This is a genomic window from Nostoc sp. DedQUE02 (assembly GCF_034531035.1).
GTDB lineage: Bacteria > Cyanobacteriota > Cyanobacteriia > Cyanobacteriales > Nostocaceae > Nostoc.
In genome coordinates this window covers 82,601-100,236 of record NZ_JAVRBY020000024.1, presented here as the reverse complement: position 1 = coordinate 100,236, position 17,636 = coordinate 82,601, and the positions used below count along the sequence as shown (strand labels likewise).

18 protein-coding genes and 1 pseudogene are annotated in these 17,636 nt (G+C 39.3%); 7 read left to right on the top strand and 12 right to left on the bottom strand.

All coding sequences use genetic code 11. The features are described from left to right. Positions 1–82: 82 nt before the first annotated feature. Entirely contained in the window at positions 83–796 is a 714-nt protein-coding gene (locus RMX98_RS19210; protein WP_322677744.1) for a hypothetical protein, read from the bottom strand. Positions 797–1,233: 437 nt separating this feature from the next. Between RMX98_RS19210 and RMX98_RS19205 the strand changes: the two genes are divergently transcribed. Together RMX98_RS19205 and RMX98_RS19200 are read left to right on the top strand one after the other, a co-directional pair. Continuing rightward, on the top strand, positions 1,234–1,872 hold the full coding sequence (locus tag RMX98_RS19205) for a peroxiredoxin (protein ID WP_012412697.1): 639 nt from the start codon (positions 1,234–1,236) through the stop codon (positions 1,870–1,872). 162 nt (positions 1,873–2,034) lie between these two features. Then, positions 2,035–2,619, top strand: coding sequence for a Uma2 family endonuclease (locus RMX98_RS19200; protein WP_322677743.1), 585 nt, complete (start codon positions 2,035–2,037; stop codon positions 2,617–2,619). 7 nt (positions 2,620–2,626) lie between these two features. Here RMX98_RS19200 and RMX98_RS19195 read toward each other — a convergent pair. From RMX98_RS19195 to egtC, 3 genes and pseudogenes are all read right to left on the bottom strand, one after another. Next, positions 2,627–2,872 (bottom strand): annotated as a pseudogene (locus RMX98_RS19195) (ATP-binding protein); the annotation flags it as partial. 275 nt (positions 2,873–3,147) lie between these two features. After that, on the bottom strand, positions 3,148–4,182 hold the full coding sequence (gene egtD / locus RMX98_RS19190; protein WP_322677742.1) for an L-histidine N(alpha)-methyltransferase: 1,035 nt from the start codon (positions 4,180–4,182) through the stop codon (positions 3,148–3,150). Positions 4,183–4,516: 334 nt separating this feature from the next. Next, complete coding sequence (gene egtC, locus RMX98_RS19185; protein ID WP_322677741.1) at positions 4,517–5,305, bottom strand: ergothioneine biosynthesis protein EgtC; 789 nt, start codon at positions 5,303–5,305, stop codon at positions 4,517–4,519. A gap of 1 nt (position 5,306) precedes the next feature. Here egtC and RMX98_RS19180 point away from each other — a divergent pair, with 1 nt between their 5' ends. Further along, on the top strand, positions 5,307–6,068 hold the full coding sequence (locus RMX98_RS19180; protein ID WP_322677740.1) for a DNA polymerase beta superfamily protein: 762 nt from the start codon (positions 5,307–5,309) through the stop codon (positions 6,066–6,068). Positions 6,069–6,268: 200 nt separating this feature from the next. On the opposite strand, the gene RMX98_RS19175 is transcribed toward RMX98_RS19180, so the two are convergent. The 3 genes from RMX98_RS19175 to bchM form a co-directional block, all read right to left on the bottom strand. After that, positions 6,269–6,649: a DUF423 domain-containing protein gene (locus tag RMX98_RS19175; RefSeq protein WP_322677739.1), complete on the bottom strand. Its 381-nt coding sequence runs from the start codon at positions 6,647–6,649 to the stop codon at positions 6,269–6,271. Between the two features lie 101 nt (positions 6,650–6,750). Beyond that, the gene (locus RMX98_RS19170) at positions 6,751–7,239 is read right to left on the bottom strand and encodes a hypothetical protein (protein ID WP_322677738.1); all 489 of its coding nucleotides are present in this window, start codon (positions 7,237–7,239) and stop codon (positions 6,751–6,753) included. 198 nt (positions 7,240–7,437) lie between these two features. Beyond that, positions 7,438–8,124, bottom strand: coding sequence for a magnesium protoporphyrin IX methyltransferase (bchM, locus tag RMX98_RS19165; RefSeq protein ID WP_322677737.1), 687 nt, complete (start codon positions 8,122–8,124; stop codon positions 7,438–7,440). A gap of 176 nt (positions 8,125–8,300) precedes the next feature. Here bchM and RMX98_RS19160 point away from each other — a divergent pair, with 176 nt between their 5' ends. Next, positions 8,301–8,963, top strand: coding sequence for a cadmium resistance transporter (locus RMX98_RS19160; protein ID WP_322677736.1), 663 nt, complete (start codon positions 8,301–8,303; stop codon positions 8,961–8,963). Between the two features lie 50 nt (positions 8,964–9,013). On the opposite strand, the gene RMX98_RS19155 is transcribed toward RMX98_RS19160, so the two are convergent. After that, positions 9,014–9,811, bottom strand: a complete 798-nt coding sequence (locus RMX98_RS19155) for a sulfite exporter TauE/SafE family protein (protein ID WP_322677735.1) — start codon at positions 9,809–9,811, stop codon at positions 9,014–9,016. A gap of 644 nt (positions 9,812–10,455) precedes the next feature. On the opposite strand from RMX98_RS19155, the gene RMX98_RS19150 reads away from it, so the two are divergent. Then, a complete protein-coding gene (locus RMX98_RS19150; RefSeq protein WP_322677734.1) occupies positions 10,456–11,094 on the top strand; it encodes a TetR/AcrR family transcriptional regulator in 639 nt (212 codons plus the stop codon). Further along, positions 11,081–11,515 carry a thioesterase family protein gene (locus RMX98_RS19145; protein WP_322677733.1) on the top strand — a complete coding sequence of 145 codons (435 nt, stop codon included), beginning with the start codon at positions 11,081–11,083 and terminating at the stop codon, positions 11,513–11,515. The genes RMX98_RS19150 and RMX98_RS19145 overlap by 14 nt, the downstream gene beginning before the upstream one ends. 270 nt (positions 11,516–11,785) lie before the next feature. Here RMX98_RS19145 and RMX98_RS19140 read toward each other — a convergent pair whose 3' ends face one another. From RMX98_RS19140 to RMX98_RS19130, 3 genes are all read right to left on the bottom strand, one after another. After that, a complete protein-coding gene (locus RMX98_RS19140; protein WP_322677732.1) occupies positions 11,786–12,421 on the bottom strand; it encodes a restriction endonuclease subunit R in 636 nt (211 codons plus the stop codon). Positions 12,422–12,571: 150 nt separating this feature from the next. Next, positions 12,572–14,095 (bottom strand): SulP family inorganic anion transporter, encoded by a 1,524-nt coding sequence (locus RMX98_RS19135; RefSeq protein WP_322677731.1) that lies wholly within the window; start codon positions 14,093–14,095, stop codon positions 12,572–12,574. Positions 14,096–14,725: 630 nt separating this feature from the next. Then, entirely contained in the window at positions 14,726–16,216 is a 1,491-nt protein-coding gene (locus RMX98_RS19130; RefSeq protein ID WP_322677730.1) for an ABC transporter permease subunit, read from the bottom strand. 75 nt (positions 16,217–16,291) lie between these two features. Between RMX98_RS19130 and RMX98_RS19125 the strand changes: the two genes are divergently transcribed. After that, positions 16,292–17,047, top strand: a complete 756-nt coding sequence (locus RMX98_RS19125) for an amino acid ABC transporter ATP-binding protein (RefSeq protein ID WP_322677729.1) — start codon at positions 16,292–16,294, stop codon at positions 17,045–17,047. 138 nt (positions 17,048–17,185) lie between these two features. Here the strand turns inward: RMX98_RS19125 and RMX98_RS19120 are convergent, their stop codons facing one another. Further along, complete coding sequence (locus RMX98_RS19120) at positions 17,186–17,386, bottom strand: hypothetical protein (protein ID WP_141699753.1); 201 nt, start codon at positions 17,384–17,386, stop codon at positions 17,186–17,188. Between the last annotated feature and the right edge of the window lie 250 nt (positions 17,387–17,636).

Genomic DNA, 17,636 nt, shown 5'->3' with positions numbered 1-17,636 from the left:
ATGTTTATCGTGTAGTTGCTTGGCGCGCGGCGCGGCTACACCGCGCCATTGCTTGTGACAGTTGCGTAAGTCCTGTTCTCTTTTAACCCAACGCAGACAACAGCAGTTTTTGCCAAATAGGTGCTAGAACTGCTTTGACAACGATATCCGAAATCACAAAACCAATCCCAATAAACATATAAGTTTTCGGAAAGGGAGACTTTGGAACTTCGCCTCTGATACGAGTTACTAGATTTAATCCTAATGCAGCTAAAGCTACCCCAGTGGCAATAAACCCGATTATTCGCAAAATTGACCACGGATACCACCCTAAAATAGCTGCTAACCAAGGTTTAGCACTCATTTTCACCAATTCTGCAACATAAAAATTCATGTAGTTCAGCATCCAAGTACCAAATATCAATGCTGCACTACTCAAGGTGACAACGCAGAGAAGACAAAAAATTCCGTAGTGCAATAAATGATTTGATAAAAATAAACTAAGTGTTCCTTCCATTCCTTCTCCCGTGCGAATCCAGTGAAACATCTCTGTAGTGTATGACTGTCCACGGAGAATGACTTTTGCTGCTATTTGTGGTGCGATTGTTGTTGCTACAATTACACCAATACTCTGCAAAACTCCCCACAGTAACATCCACCAAAAAGCGCTTTTATATTGTTGACGACGCACTTGTAAAAAGAAAATGGGATAGGGGACAGCAGCACCTAAAATCGGCATCAACCAGGGAATTCCGAAAACAAAGCTTGCCGTTGTGCTGAGGATAACACCAATCACCAAAAAAATTAATATCATCATTAATTCAAACTTCAAAAATAATAAGCATATTTTTAGTTTTTATTCTCACTACTTGCTTTATAAAAATTCTATTTTTAATAACTTATAAGCTTCTCACAATATTGCATCTATGCGAAAAAGTTTATCCTAATTCTGCAATAATGTGGAAATGTGGCAACTCAATAAGCCTAGATGTGCAATGGCTTCTAGTCGGATATCGCCCTGATATTTGCAATTCTCTATGTAAATAAAAACCTGGAGAGACAAATAGCAACCTAGAGCATATATTTGTACTTTAGTCAATAGTTTTTACCTCTTTTTAATCCCTTATCTGAGAGTGTTGACAACCTAAAATTTTGTTTCAAACTGCTAAACTCCGATTGGGAAATCGGGGTTTTATGTCATGATGGCATAGCATACTAGAATATATATGCTTTTCTAACTACAGGGAATCTCACATGGCTCTCCGTCTAGGTGACACAGTACCCAACTTTACGCAAGCCTCAACACACGGCGACATCGATTTTTACCAATGGGCAGGTGACAGCTGGGTTGTGCTGTTCTCTCACCCTGCTGATTTTACACCTGTTTGTACAACAGAACTCGGCACAGTTGCCAAGCTAAAACCAGAATTTGACAAGCGCAATGTCAAAGCGATCGCACTCAGCGTTGATGACGTAGAATCTCACAAAGGCTGGGTGGGAGACATCGAAGAAACTCAAAGCACCACCCTTAATTACCCAATTTTGGCGGATGCGGATCGCAAGGTTGCTGACCTTTACGACATGATCCACCCCAATGCTAATGCGGCGGTGACAGTGCGATCGGTTTTTGTAATTGACCCCAATAAGAAACTGCGCTTGAGTTTCACTTATCCTCCCAGCACAGGACGCAATTTTGACGAACTTTTGCGGGTAATTGATTCTCTGCAATTGACTGATAATTACAGCGTGGCAACACCAGCTGACTGGAAAGATGGAGAGGATGTCGTAATTGTCCCTTCATTGAAAGATCCAGAAGTACTCAAAGAGAAATTCCCCAAAGGTTACGAGGAAATCAAACCCTATCTGCGGATGACTCCTCAGCCTAACAAGTAAATCTGAAAATGATTTCAGATAATAAAGCAAAGGCGAGGCAGCGCGGTCTTGGGGGTTTCCCCCATGAGCGACTGCCGTCGCAAAGATATAATTTTGCGTCTTTGTTTTTTTGCGTGAGAATATAGTCAGTGAACTAGGCATTTGAAGCTGGAGGAAATCCCTATGTTCTCATCTCCTTTGGTTTTGCAAATTCCGTCATCAATGCAAATGACAGACGAACAATTTTTTGAATTCTGTCAGGTGAATCGTGACTTACGCATTGAGCGAAATAAATTTGGAGAGATATCAATTATGCCGCCTACAGGTGGGACAACAGGCAACCGTGGAGGCAACATCTTTGGACAGCTATGGGTGTGGTCGGAACAAGATGGTACAGGTATAACTTTTGACTCTAGTACCGGATTTAAGTTATCAACAGGTGCAAACAGATCGCCAGATGCTTCCTGGATTAAATTAGAACGGTGGAATGCTCTGTCTCCAAAACAACAAGAAAAATTTGTACCCATTTGTCCAGATTTTGTAGTCGAACTCAAATCTCCTAGCGACAACCTCCAAACTTTAAAAGAAAAAATGGAGGAATATATGAACGAGCCAGGAATACAGTTAAGTTGGCTGATTGACCGTAAGCAGCGTAAAGTTTATATTTATCGTCCTGGATTGCCAGAAGAATGTTTAAATAATCCTGCTAGTGTAAGCGGCGAGTCGGTATTACCTGGGTTTATTTTGAATATGAGTAAAGTTTGGTAAGAAAATTTTATTTAAATTTAGGGTGGCAACGATACAGTAATTTAAATTGGGAAATTGGCGTTACATCAAAGGGTAATTGAATAGTAAAAGTGCTGCCTTTGCCTAATTGACTCTGCACGCTTAAACTACCTTGGTGTGACTGAATAATTGCCTTAGCGATCGCTAATCCTAATCCAGAACCGCCAGTTTTAAGGGAGCGTAGGCGCAGCCCGCCGTAGGCATCGCTATTCACTCGATAAAAGTAATTAAAAATATCGGCGTTGCTGAATTGAAGTATGAATCTAGATGTAGAGACGTAGCAGTGCTACGTCTCTACAAGGATTTTGGTATTATGCAAAATCGTTTTCATATATGGAATCAGCAACGCCAAAATTTCACTCCCTTCCGAGAACATCAATTCAGTAATCCTGAAAGAACCTCTTTTCCAACCCCTCGTTGAAGCATTGGAAAAGAGGCTGTTTTTGTTAGCTCTATATTAGACTCAACTGAAAACCACTATGTAATATGTGAGGCATATCCTGATTTGGTTCATGAATGTAGCTGACAAAGCAGTAAACCAAACCATTGATTGGCATCTGTCCACATCCGAAGTGGTAATAAACCCTGTGCGGTGAGTTGCTGTTTGATGCTATTGAGGTCAAATTTGCGAGAGATTTCGGTAAGGATAGTCTCACCTGGTGCAAAATTAACCTTGAGGTTAAGAGCGTGTAATTCTACGATTTGCGATCGCAGGCTGCGTAAATGCATTTCTATTTGATGTTTACTTTCATTGTAAAATGCCCAGTGTTCAAACTGAGTAGTGTCGAAATTCCCCTCAAACCGTTGATTTAAATGTTCCAACATATTGAGGTTAAATGCTGCCGTTACCCCTTGGCTGTCGTTATAAGCTGGTTCCAAAATCTGTTTCGGCTTTCGTAAATCTATCCCCAACAAAAAATACTCACCTACTTGTAGAGCATTTTTAATTTGAGAAAGGAATACATCACATTCATCAGGTGTCAGATTACCTAAAGTGCTACCAATAAAACAAATCATCCGACTGGGTAATTGCGTCGGTAGGAGTTTTGCAAGAGCTAATTCATAGGTTCCCGCTAGTGCATAAACTTGCAGTAACGGATAATCTTCTAATAACTGCTTGGCGCTACTTTCCAATATACCTGCACACACATCAATTGGTAGGTAGTGTAGGGGATAGCCTAGCTGCTGGTAGGCATCTAGTAAAATGCGGGTTTTGCTAGAACTACCACTGCCAAGTTCTACCAATTCACAAGCGCCGGTGATCTTAGCAATTTCACCAGCGTACTGCTGTAAAATCGTTGTTTCTGTGCGTGTGAGATAATATTCTGGTAAATCACAGATTTGCTCAAATAGCTCAGAACCACGGTCATCATAAAAGTAACAGGGGGGTAGAGATTTAGGTGTTTGAGTTAATCCCTTAATCACATCACTCCCTGTACTAGGTGCAACTATTTGAGTTGCTCCGATCAGACGCTGTATCTGCAAGCGTTTTTCAACGCTGTTTTGAGAAGCAAAGTTCCTGTTAACAACTTTAGATATCGACATGAAACCTCCGTATGCTTGGCGTAATAGGCTACCTTTGATGGCAGACCTTTACCCCAATCAGTGAAACATATAGCCATAGTTAATAAAATCATGCTTGAGCTATATTGCTCAAGCTTTCAAGCTATTTTTAGGCATTTGCCCATTGAAATGACAGCAAGTAAGCGCTTAAGTGCGATTACTAACCCGTTACTTAATAGACATCTGGTGAACTTAAATATGTATTATCTAGAACCTTTGTAGAGACGTATCCCAATTCTGTAACAAGAAGTAAAGATTATGCCTTGGATTTATACCAATAAGTTTGGTAAATGAATAGATTCTGATTTAGGTAACACTAGATTTGCTCAATTTGGATCTCACAGTCTGCTCCCACAGTAATAATGCTATTTTCTGGGCAAGCAATCCAATTACCTATAAATAGAGGTTCGGACGCAATAATTACAGATTTTGGAAAAGTCGGATCATCTCGTATCCAATAAAGAGATGAAGGTGGTGAAGTGGTAGCAAAACGAGAAGCTATTAAACGGTATCCGTCACTAAAAATTACATTAAGTGAGGCTTCTACTTGATAGCGTTTTGCCATCTCTAAAAGCGTTAATAATGTACTACGTAAAGCATATTCTGGAGGTCGATGTTTGTTAATTTGACTTTGTGAAAGTAACAATGCAAAAATGTGTTCGGAGTCAGTACTGCCATTAATTTTTTCGTAAAAATCTTGGGTTAAAGTGCTACGGATTTTTCTGTGTAATGTTTTGCGGAAATTCTCGATTCGCCCATCGTGAATAAATAGCTGTTGTTGATAGTTAAAAGGCTGACAATTAGCAAAATCTACAGCTTGTTCTGGTGTCGCACTGCGAACATAAGCAAGTACACACTTTGATTCAACGTAACGGCTGAGACTGGGTAGATTTATATCATTCCAAATAGGTAGAGTATTTTTGTAGATAAAAGGTTCAATATCTTTTTGACTATGATACCAACCCACACCAAAGCCATCTGCATTTACCACCCCAGAAATCATTTCGCGGGGTTGATAACTCTGAACTATGAGTGAGTGTTCTGGTTTATACAGAAGATGTTCTAAAGAAACAGGCGAACCGAGGTAAGCAAGTAAACGGCACATTATGAATATTCCAGTTTCTATTAACACAATTATTAGGCAACAGCCTTACCCGCTTTTATTCACCATCATCAGTGGTTCGCACTTATATGGCTTTCCCTCACCTGATTCTGATTATGACTTGCGTGGTGTGCATATTTTGCCAGTTCAAGAAGTAGTAGGATTAGAGACCAAAAATGAAACTATTGAAGTTTCAGAAGTTCGTGAATCTTTAGAAATTGATTTAGTAACTCATGATGTAAAAAAATTCTTTTTGATGCTGCTTAAAAAGAATGGTTATGTGTTAGAACAACTGTATTCTCCTTTGATATTAACAACTTCATCCGAACATAAGGAATTGAAATTTATTGCTAAAAATTGCATTACTCGTCATCATAGCTACCATTATATTGGTTTTGCTGCAACACAATGGAAACTTTTTGAGAAAGACCAGACGTATCGAATCAAACCATTGCTTTATGTTTATCGAGTCCTATTAACTGGGATTTATCTAATGCAAACAGGGATAATTGAGGCTAATTTAATTAAGCTGAATGAGGTTTTTAATTTACCATATATTCCTGATTTAATCGCCCAAAAATTAGCAGGTACAGAAAAGTCTGTTTTGTCAGATATTAATATAACTTTTCATCAAAGAGAATATGAACGTCTACGTAATAAATTGCAGGAGGCATATCAATCTAGTCCGTTACCTGAAGCTCCTTCAGCCAATTTGGCTTTGCATAATTTGTTAGTACGTCTGAGAACAAGAAGCTATAAATTATAAGTTTTTCAAAAATAGAAAGTTGGTAATTTTAAATTCTGCGTTACTTATATAACAACGCTAATCGTGATTCGTCTGTGCAGGTTTAATAAAAGCTTGGATGTGATCTATTAATATCAAATGTGCTGTAAAAAGAAGGAAATTGAGCCTTCAACAAATGGAGTTAGGAGTTAAAATTTTTTAACTCCTAACTTCTAAATTTTTTACAACTTCAAGTTCCAAGCGGCGACAGCTAAAGCACCCCAACCAGCAAGAAAGGCTGCACCTCCTAGTGGTGCGATCGCTCCTAAAGATTTAATACCGGTTAAGCTAAGGGCGTACAAGCTTCCTGAGAAAATAGCAATACCAATGAGAAACAGCCAGCCACTAGCAATTAGAGTGGGTTGAGGGGACTCGGTACGACTAATTAGTATGGCTACTAAGAAAAGTGCCAGAGCATGATACATTTGGTAACGAGCGCCAGTTTCAAAAATTTCTAGCGATCGCTCACTAATCTTTTCCCGCAGGGCATGGGAAGCAAAAGCACCAGCAGCAACCGACAAACCGCCTAAAATGGCAGCTACGCTCAAAAAAATCTGCGTCATGAGACCTAGCCGTAAGTTTGTAAAGTAGTCATTAGTCATTAGTCATTGGTCATTAGTGAATAACAAATAACAAAGGACAAAGGACAAATGACTAATGACAATTAGACATCAAAATGATATGATACAGCCCCTTCTTCGTTTACCTTAAAATTTGCATTGAATTCTTTAGCTTTTTGATCTAAATATTGTCTGGCGTGGGCTGCGGGTAATTGTGACTGGATGGCAAAGCCTAAAACAGTTACGCGCCCGTGATTTTCTTGTAGCATCTCATAAAAAATCGATTGCAGGCGATCGCTAACTTGTTGATTAATCGCCTTTTTCTCCTGCCGACTTTGACGGTATAATCCTAATGCTAACCATGTACCCAATGTTAAGGTAGGAACGCCAAAAATTAGACGCTCTACCGCAGTATTATCAATTACAGGGGTATTTGTTGCTGCTGAGAACTCAATCGAGCCATCCCAAGCTAAGGGTAGCGTAATTGATTTTTCCATAGTCGTTTTATTAAATACCGATGCTGCTGATAATATTACAAACATGAATCCCATTGTCAGTAGCCAACCTGCGGCCAATTTTTCAGCAGTTTTCATAGTTCCACTTCAGATTTAGACTTTGCTTGCGATTTTAACCTTACTTTCGTAAAGGTTCCAATATATCAATCTATTCCCAACGACAGTTTTTTAGCTTTTGCACAAAACTTTTTTGCCTAGCTTGCTTTATGAATGTTAACTATTGAGATTGTCAAATCGCAGCAAAGGTATAGTATTTTGATTGCTGCGATTTTTACCTTACTCCCGTGTAGCTTCCAATAGACGAGAAAAATAGAAGCGAGTCTTCGTCATTGCGCGTCGTTGCAAAGAAAAGCCATTACTTTCCAAAATTCTTACCACATCAGCCTCACGATGCAAATATGCACGAGTGGCTTTGCTTGGCCCAGGAAAGAAACTGCCAATTTTCTTGAGTATACTTAGGGCGCAAGTTTTCGGTGCAAAACTGAGAATTATCCGCGACTGTGCTAAAGAACAGAGGTGAGATATCATCTCATCTGCTTTTTCTTGAGGGTAGTGGATAAGAACATCTAAGCAAATAACAGTATGGTAACTACCATTCAATGATTCCAAATCCTGTACAGCAAAAGTGGGATTTTCGGCATTTCCCAAAGTTTGCTTGGCTCTATCCTTGCCTTCTTCTACCATTTTTTCAGAAATATCAGTGGCATAGACTTTGGCACCATCTACCGCCAGAGGAATGCTGAGACTACCGACACCACAGCCAGCATCACAGATTGATAGCTCTGGTAAATTGTTATCAGCCTTCAGCCAACCGAGAACTGTATCTACAGTTTGTTGGTGTCCATTGCGGATGTCTAGTTGGACTTTGTTGACTTCGCCATCGCCGTAGATTCGCTTCCAACGGTCAAACCCTGTGGAATTGAAATACTCGCGAACAATCGTTTTGTCGTCGGCTGCGTTCATAAACTTCGATTTTTAGGGGTTCCCAATGCTTAAAATTATCATTGATAGGAACCGATAAAAGCGGTCTTCCAGATTTTTCTAGATAATAGTTCGCCGACAAGCAAGGATACTTACGTACACAGAGAAATTTAGAGTGCCGATGGTATGGTGGTAAATCGTAGATTCAAAAATCCAGCATGAGTAAGCTAGGGACAGCCTTCAGTGAAGGGTTAATTGCCTTCATCGCCACTAACATAGATGACATAATTATCTTGTTAATATTTTTTTCACAGGTAGATGGTAATTTTCGGCCGCGACATGTCTTACTCGGTCAATATCTGGGTTTTACAGCCATTATCATCGCTAGCTTACCAGGATTTTTTGGTGGATTGGTTGTACAACGAGAATGGATAGGATTGCTAGGACTGTTACCAATAGCAATTGGAATTCAGCAATTAGTATATAGAAAAGAAGAAACTACAACAGTTCAGACAGTCAGTAGTGATTTTAGAGAGTCTAGACCTACTAACCCGGTATTGTCTTTTATTTTGAGTATTTTGCACCCCCAAACCTATAAAGTAACAGCAGTAACGATCGCTAACGGTGGTGACAATATTAGTATATATATCCCTTTGTTCGCTGGTCACGACCTTACCAGCTTGGGAGTAATTTTAAGTATATTTTTTATCATGGTAGGGGTTTGGTGTGCGATCGCTTATTTTTTAAGCCGTCAACCTACCATTGCTGAGATTTTGAGCCGCTACGGTCAAGCTGTCGTACCTTTTGTGTTAATTGGCTTGGGTCTGTTCATTATGTATGAGCGAGGTACATTCACTCTACTACCTTGGGTGAAAAGTTAATCAATCTTGGATGTTGGATGCTGGATTTGGAATTGAAAATCCCAATTTGGTTACACTTGATGAACTAATTTCCAACTTACCATCATCAAAATGGCGTAAACGACAAACCGTAGTGGGCGTTGCGGAGCTATCTGACAGATTTTAGCACCTAGTAACACCCCAGGCACAGAGCCTAGCCATATAGGTAGTACTAAACTCCAATCAACTGTTCCCAGGCTAAGATGACCGAGGGCTGTAAACAGCAGTAAAATTGCTGCGTGTGAAATATCTGTACCCACTAACTTCCGAGCATCAAGGCGGAAAAACCCAATCAGCACTAGAGCAAACATTGAACCTGAAGAGACGCTAGTTAGACCAACCAAACAGCCTAAAATCGCTCCCAAAGTGATTGTCACAAAGCGACCAAAATTAGTTTCTAAGTCTAACTTTGGCAGTTCGGGTAAATTAAATTTGGGGAAAAAAGTCAATAACAACAGTTGCACTAGTGCTAACACCGTGACTAGCAAAATCATCCCGCCCAGCAACCGGAGCAAGATGTTATCCAGGTTATACTCACCTGTACGTTTAAGAAAGTGCAAAATCCCTACCCCCAACAGTGAGCCTGGAACACTCCCGAAGGCCAGCCATTTGACAACTTCTGTGTCAAGGGTTTTCTGTTCCCAATGCTTGACGCTACCAACAATTTTCATCAATGTGGCGGCCACAACATCAGAACTCACAGCGATTGAAGGCGGAACCTGAAAAACAAAAATCAACATTGGCGTGATTAAAGAGGCTCCGCCAATTCCCGTCAAACCAACGATGATACCAACAAAAAAGCTTAAGAACGGTAGTAATAAATAGTGCATACTCTTTAGGGGTTTCAACAATTAGTTATCAGTTATCATCCTGTTGAGCCTCCCACTTCTATAAGTGAGCAGCGTCGGTTAGGTTTAAATCCCCAAACGAAGGCTTGATAACTGTTCACTGTTAACTACGTCACTGCTAGAGAGCAGCAATTGTGCTATATAGCCCAGTGGTAGACAGAGCTAGTTATGGCAAGTTATTGTGTTTCTCAAGAGATGAGTGACACAAAGGTTATCCAGCTAAAAGTTAGGGCAGAGGATTCCTGGACAACTTAAAACCTGTCTGGAAATTTTTATCAGCATGAGAACTGGCATTTAGGTCAAATAAACTTTGATAACTACTTATGGGTCAGTTGCTCTGCTAAACTCAACTTCTAACTGGGTTTTTGCGGTTTTACATGTAAAAGCACGTAAGGCGATGCACTTACCGTATTTTACTCGTAAGCATGATTAAACGTCCAGCGTATTCGCGTTGTATCTCGCTCAACTATCTGGATAATACGGAGATTGGGGATTTGAGAGCAGGAAAGAAGTTGCAGTAAGTTTTTCACCGTTACCTCTTTATCCAATTCAGCATTCAATAAGACTTGACTTTCAAGCACCGATAATGTTTAAAATAATAAAACCAATCGGTCGGTAATTATTGAATGTCTAAAGGCGAAGAAACAAAAATCAGAATTCTCCACCAAGCAGCCGAACTGTTTAACCAACAGGGGTATGCAGGTTCATCGATGTCTGACATCATGCGTGTTACAGGATTGCAGAAAGGAGGAATTTACAATCACTTCCAGAGCAAAGACGATCTCGCGCTACAGGCTTTTGACTTTGCGATCGCTAGCATTAAGCAGCACACTAGATTTGCATTACGAAGCAAACGCCATGCAGTAGAACGTCTGCAAGCAATCATTGAGGTATTTAGTAGCTTCGCAGAAAATCCACCAATCAAGGGAGGATGTCCACTACTGAATACTGCTGTGGAAAGTGATGATGCTCATCCAGCGTTGCGAGAACGCGCTCAACAGGCGATGAACTCTTGGCTACATCTAATTCGTCGAATTATTGAAACGGGAATTGAAAAGGGTGAAATTCGCCCTGAAGTGAGTGCTGATGAAATCGCTACTATCATAATCGCCACCCTGGAAGGAGCCATAATGATGAGCAAGCTTTATGGAGATTCAATTCATATCCATAGGGTAATTAATCACCTGAATCAATACTTGGAACTCACCTTTAGTTTGACAGACATAATATTAAAAAATAGAGAGATAAATAATGTTAGTAAATAACAGCTTACACAGACCATTAGAAGTAGTATTAGCAATTCCTGTAAAAACATACGATATTGACTTTATGGGAATTGTAAGTAATATTGTGTATGTCAGGTGGCTAGAGGATTTACGTTTAAAGTTTTTAGATGAACATTGGCAACTAAATCAACAAATTGAGCAAGGATATACACCGATCCTAGCTGGAACTGAAATTGAATATAAACGCCCGATAAAGATTATTGACCAAGTGATTGGACGTTTATGGCTGAGTAATTTAGGGCGTTTAAAGTGGACTGTGCAAGCTGAAATTTTCTCTAACGATGAGTTAGCAGCAGTAGCTAGTCAGAAAGGTGGTTTTGTCAGTTTGCAAAATAATCGTCTTATTCCCATTCCAGAGGAATTACAAAAGAAATATTTACAGTATCAACAAGGGATTTAGAAAATTTAATAACTAGGAATGCTGTGATTTTTTTTGTTTTTTTACAGACTGTTCGGTTTGTTTATATAAAAATACGTTCGCGTAGCGTGGCGTAACCATAGTGATTTGCTCCCGTCAGGCAATAGGCAATAGGCAATAAGGCTTCCTAGTTTACTGAGCTTTTTCAACAATCAAATATGATCCCTATAGGTAAACGCTTTAATCTTCTGTCTGAAGGAGGTTTGAAATGTTTATTACATACACAAGCGATCGCTCTAGTTAAATTATCTTTTAAAGTTGACAAATTGCCTTTAAAACTTGTAGCAACTGAGTTGAACGCTCTCTTTCCATTAAATTTAATTCTGGTAATAGATAATAAATAGGGGGTTTTCCTTGTTCAATATAGACAAACTGATAACTTCTACCATTAGTCACTAATCCCCAAACCGATTTTTGATTATCTAAATTTTTATAAGCATAAGTAAGTAGCTGAGGTAAACCTGTTGATATATCAATCTGACTATTTTTAGATTCAATTAACAGTACCCAAAAATATGTTTGAAGTTTTGTATGTTTAGCTTTACTAATAGCTAAGATATCAAATCTGCCTTTAATTTTGATATCTTCATCTTCAACTTCAATATCAGCAATATTTTCTTCTAAAATAATCTCAATCGGATAGCGATAAAAACCAGCTAATCTTAATAAAGGCGCAACTGCAAGAAACTTTACCTGACCTTCAGAAACTTTTCCTATAGTAAGGTATCTATCAAAGTCATGCTGAATTTGTTTAAGTTCCTGCTGTTCTGCTTCCGTGAGAGGTTCCAGAGATAAGTAGTTAGAAAATGAGTCATTGTACTGTCTTTGAAAGCCAAACAGACGTTGAACTTCTTCTAAGGATAAATTACGAGCATTGAGAATTGTCATATTTTTTTGGTTGACTCAGCCGCAACTCAATTTAAATTCTATATATAAAATCTATTTTAACCTCTGACTGATTACATGAAATACAAACAATTCGTCAGGCAGCACAGCTGTGCTACCCTAACGCAAGCAAAATTCAATTTAGCTTGAATCTTACAGAGGAAATGGGTTGCGATTACGTTCTATCAAACGATCCCATTGCATAGTTAAGGTGCTTCCCATTTTTTGTTGTTGTTTTCCCCACACCGATAGTAAGTCTAGGCAAGAGTGATCTATATAAGCCAAGTCTTGCATATAAACATGTAATTCACTTCCTGGAGGCATAAGTTCTAAAATCTTCGCCAATTTTGGTAGCCTCACAAATGTTGCCGCACCTTGTAAATGAATGTCTATTCGCTGATTATTTTCATGTTTAATAACTTGGATATTCAGCACGGACATTTTGTGAATTAGTAAAACTCCTGTCAACAGAATACCAATTAAAACACCTGTGATCAGGTCAGTAACAACTATTCCGATTAAAGTAGCAGCAAATATTACCAGAGGAAAACGTCCATACTTCTTCAATTGGCGAATATGTTCTACTTCGATTAGTTTGTAACCAGTAACAACTAAAATTGCTGCCAGACTAGAAATGGGAATTATTTTGAGCAAGGTTGGGGCTGCAATTACTAAAATTAACAGCCATAAACCGTGAAGCATCGTTGATAATCTAGTTTTAGCACCAGCTTCTACGTTTACAGAACTGCGGGCTATCACTCCTGTCATCGGTAAAGCACCCAAGAACCCACATATAATGTTGCCTATTCCTTGGGCTGTTAATTCGCGATCGAAATCGGTTCTTTTTCCGGTATGGAGTCGATCTACTGCTACGGCTGAAAGCAAACTTTCTGTACTAGCAATGAATGCAATCACGATCGCATCAACCAAAACTGATGCCTGAATTAGGCGTGGTAAGCTGGCAAGTGTCGGTAATTGAATTGCTTGTGCCAAATTTGCAGGTACATCAACATACTGAATCGGTAATCGATACACTGTAGCTATGATGGTGGCAATTACAACGCCGACAAGCGCACCAGGTATCAGCTTTAAACTATTGGGTTTAAATTTTTCCCACAGCAGAAGACTGATAATAGTTATTAAACCTATCAGTGCTGCAACGTGATGAACGCTACCATCAATCGGGAAGAAAGCTTTGTAAATTGTGTTGGGAATAGAAATTAAATTCTCAATGCCGTGTATACGCGGTTGGTCGTCTAACATCACATGAAATTGGGAAGCGAAGATTAATATCCCAATACCTGCAAGCATTCCATAGATGACAGCCGGTGACATGGCGCGAAACAACTGGCCAAGTTTAAATATACCTGCGAGTAATTGGATTAAACCCGCTAGCAGCAAAATTGGCCCAACCATTTCAATGCCGTATTCTTTAACTATTTCTGCGACAATCACAGCAAGCCCAGCAGCAGGGCCACTGACTAGCAGTGGAGAACCGGAAACAGCACCAACAATAATTCCGCCTACTATTCCTGTAACTAAGCCGCGAGATGGCGGAAGTCCCGAAGCGATCGCAATACCCATACAAAGAGGGAGGGCGACAAGAAATACCACAAATGATGCCGGTACTTCACTAGTAAATGAGGATTTATCTATGATTGCTTTCAAATTTCTCATTTCCTTCTCCTCCAATGAAATGTTTTTAATTTTTGGCTGGTATGCTGAACTGTTCCAATGCAGGAAAAAGTAGGTTTGCATTGAATAGTTTAAACATATTTACGGAGTTTTAATTACATCACTGCTGTACTGATATATTCAGCCCTCAAATAGCAAGCACGAAATCACTAAGTTAAATTGACTCACACTTATAGTTACTATTTACATTTCTTAATGATTCCGAATCTATGATAACAATATGGTTATGTGATTGCTCTTACATAACTTTTTTATTGGAATCGGAGTTAAATCTTAAGTTAAACTAAACAATAAATTATAAGTACCCAAAATAAGGTATGATATGTGTGCCGTTATTTGTGTTTTATATTAAAGAGCTTCAGTTAGATTCTGCATGAGTAAATATACTCAATAATTTATTTTGACACTAAATAGAGTTGCGATGAGGTTCTGCCCACGTAGGCGATCGCAAAATCCGGAATATAACTTTAAGACCTGAAAGCATTGCTATATATCGGTTATGAAAAATAGCAAGATTTTTCAACTAACCTGCGGAATCTGGGATCTTAACCGCCGACTGCTGCATATTAATTATTATTCTCTGAATTTTGAGAAATTATTTTTGAAAGTCTGTTAGCGCTTGACGGGATTCATCCAAGCTTCTAATCGGCTAAATGCTTGGGAAGAAAGTAACGTCAAACATAAATAAACCACCGCGACACCTGCGTAAATCTCAAAGGCGCGATAGTTGTCAGCAACAATTAACTGTCCTTTACGTAGTAACTCTTCAAACCCAATTACAGAAACCAAGCTAGTATCTTTCAATAAACTGATAAACTCATTACCCAAAGGTGGAATCATCCGCCGGAAAGCTTGAGGGAAAATTATATAACTCATGGTTTGCACAGAACTCAAACCTAAAGATTTTGCTGCTTCTGTTTGTCCTGGTTCAATTGATTGAATTCCAGCACGAACAACTTCGGCAATGTATGCAGCGCTATTCAGACTTAAAGCAATTACTCCAGCAGTTAGGCGATCAAAAGTAAATGTCAAACCAAGTTCTTGTAAAATTGCTGGTAAACCAAAGTAAATCATAAAAATTTGCACCAGCAAAGGTGTTCCCCGAAAAAAATCTACATACGCCCTCGCCAACCAACGCACAGGTGCAATATGAGAAAGGCGAACAATACCAATTAAGGAACCGCCAATTAAACCAAATACTACAGAAAGTATCGTCAATTTCAACGTTATCAATGCACCCTGTAATAAACTTGGAAAAGCCTGCAAAATCACGCCAATTGAAGTTAATATTTTAGGTGTGCCAGCGTTAGTTTGATTCTCAAATGGTGATTTAGCTGGTAGTGATGGTGGTTGAAGTTTAAACCATTTCTGGTAAATTCGGGAATAAGTGCCATTTTTTAACACCCTATTCAAACCATCATTTATTAATGCCAAATTTGGCGAGTTTTTAGCTGTAGCAATTCCATAAAACTCCTCCGTCAACAATTGCTGTACTACTTTAATTCCCTGAAGATTGCCTGTATTAATTGCATATAAAGTTACGGGTGCATCATTAATTACTGCATCCACATTACCATTGAACAATTCTTGCAGGGCTAAGGGTGCAGAATCAAAACTGCGAATTTGCACCCCAGGAATACTCTTAGCCTTTGCAGCCCCAGTTGTGCCAATTTGGACTGCAACTTTTTTATTTTTGAGACTGTCTAAACCAGTAATATCTTGATTGTCTGCACGAATTGCGATCGCTAACCCAGCCTTAAAATAAGGACGGGAAAAAGAAATAGTCTTCGCCCTCTCCTCTGTAATGGTGATCGAACTAATGGCTGCATCTATCGTTTTGGCTTGTAAAGCTGGGATAATGCCATCAAAAGGCAGACTTTGAAAATTCACTTTAAAGTTAGCAGAGGAAGCGATCGCATTCATTAAATCAATGGAAAATCCCTGCAACTCGCCACCTTGTTTTTGAAACTCAAAAGGTGGAAATGCCGGTTCGGTAGCAACCCGCAGAGTTTTCCCCGCACTAGGATTTACAGCACAGCCAGCCAGTAACAAACAGCTAAAACCGACAACTACACACCAGCGTACAAAACCAAATTTAACCATATTATTTTCTCTTCTGCGCTCTCTGCGTTAGCCTGAAAATCTTACAATCAACTTTAGAGCAGCTTGACATAAGTAATGAACAATACCATCCCCGCGATTATTTTTGACAATATCGAAAAAAACTTTGGTTCCCTCAAAGTTCTCAAAGGAATCACCGGCGAAATCAACCGGGGAGAAGTCGTTGCAGTTATCGGTTCTTCCGGCTGTGGTAAAAGTACTTTACTACGCTGCTTCAACCGCCTAGAAACCATTGACAACGGGCGTTTAATAATCAACGGTATCAACCTATCCCGACCCACTATAAAATATAACCAACTGCGGGAACTACGAACACAAGTAGGCATGGTTTTTCAACAGTTCAACCTATTTCCCCATCTCAGCGTTTTAGAAAATATGACACTCGCACCGCGTAAAGTTTTGGGTAAAACACCAAAAGAAAGTGCCCAGATAGCGAGATTGTATTTAGAAAAAGTTGGCTTATCTGAGAAAGCCTCTGCTTATCCCGAACAACTTTCTGGGGGACAAAAACAACGAGTCGCGATCGCCCGTAGTTTATGTATGAATCCGCAAGTTATGCTATTTGACGAACCCACCAGCGCCCTAGATCCTGAACTCGTCGGCGAAGTTCTGCAAGTGATGCAGCAATTAGCCGCAGAAGGGATGACAATGGTGATTGTCACTCATGAAATGCAATTTGCCAAAGAAGTAGCCCATCAGGTGATATTTTTAGACAACGGTATTGTGACAGAACAAGGCCCAGCTTACGAAGTATTGACTAATCCCCAAAGCGATCGCTTACGTATTTTCCTCAGTCGCCTCAATGTTAGATAGTTAGGAGTTATAAATCAAAGACTTCATTTTTTTGAACTTACAGCAGATTTCAAGGAAAGTGAGGTACACAAGTTAAGTCTGTTACCCAGGTATAAAGCGTGTTTTACTCCTGAATTCTGAATTCTGCTGTATCACTCCTTAAAGGTACTCGCGTAAGAAATCAAAAGGATCATCTTCCCAACAAGGTTCAGGTATCAGCCAAAACAAACTACCACTGATGTCGGCTTCAATTTCATCACCGTCGTCTCTATCAAATAGTTCTATCAAAGCTGTCCAATCACGTTCTCTCAAAGATGTTAACGATGGGGCATATACCTGGAGATTATTTGAGTAATTCACGCGCAAAATTGTGCTTTACAGCCGTAAAAAGTTAGTATATAAATTTGTAAATAATCGAATTTTAGCTTTGACAATCGCAGTTAAATAGTGATTTTGATACTATACCAATCCGATTTGATTTGTGTTCGCGCAGCTTGGCGTAGCCATACTTATTTGCGTAGGAGGCAATAGTCAAGAAGCCTTTTTGAGTTGTACTGAATTTTTTCAGAAATCAAATATGAGTCTTATATTAAATATGGACTACTCTCAT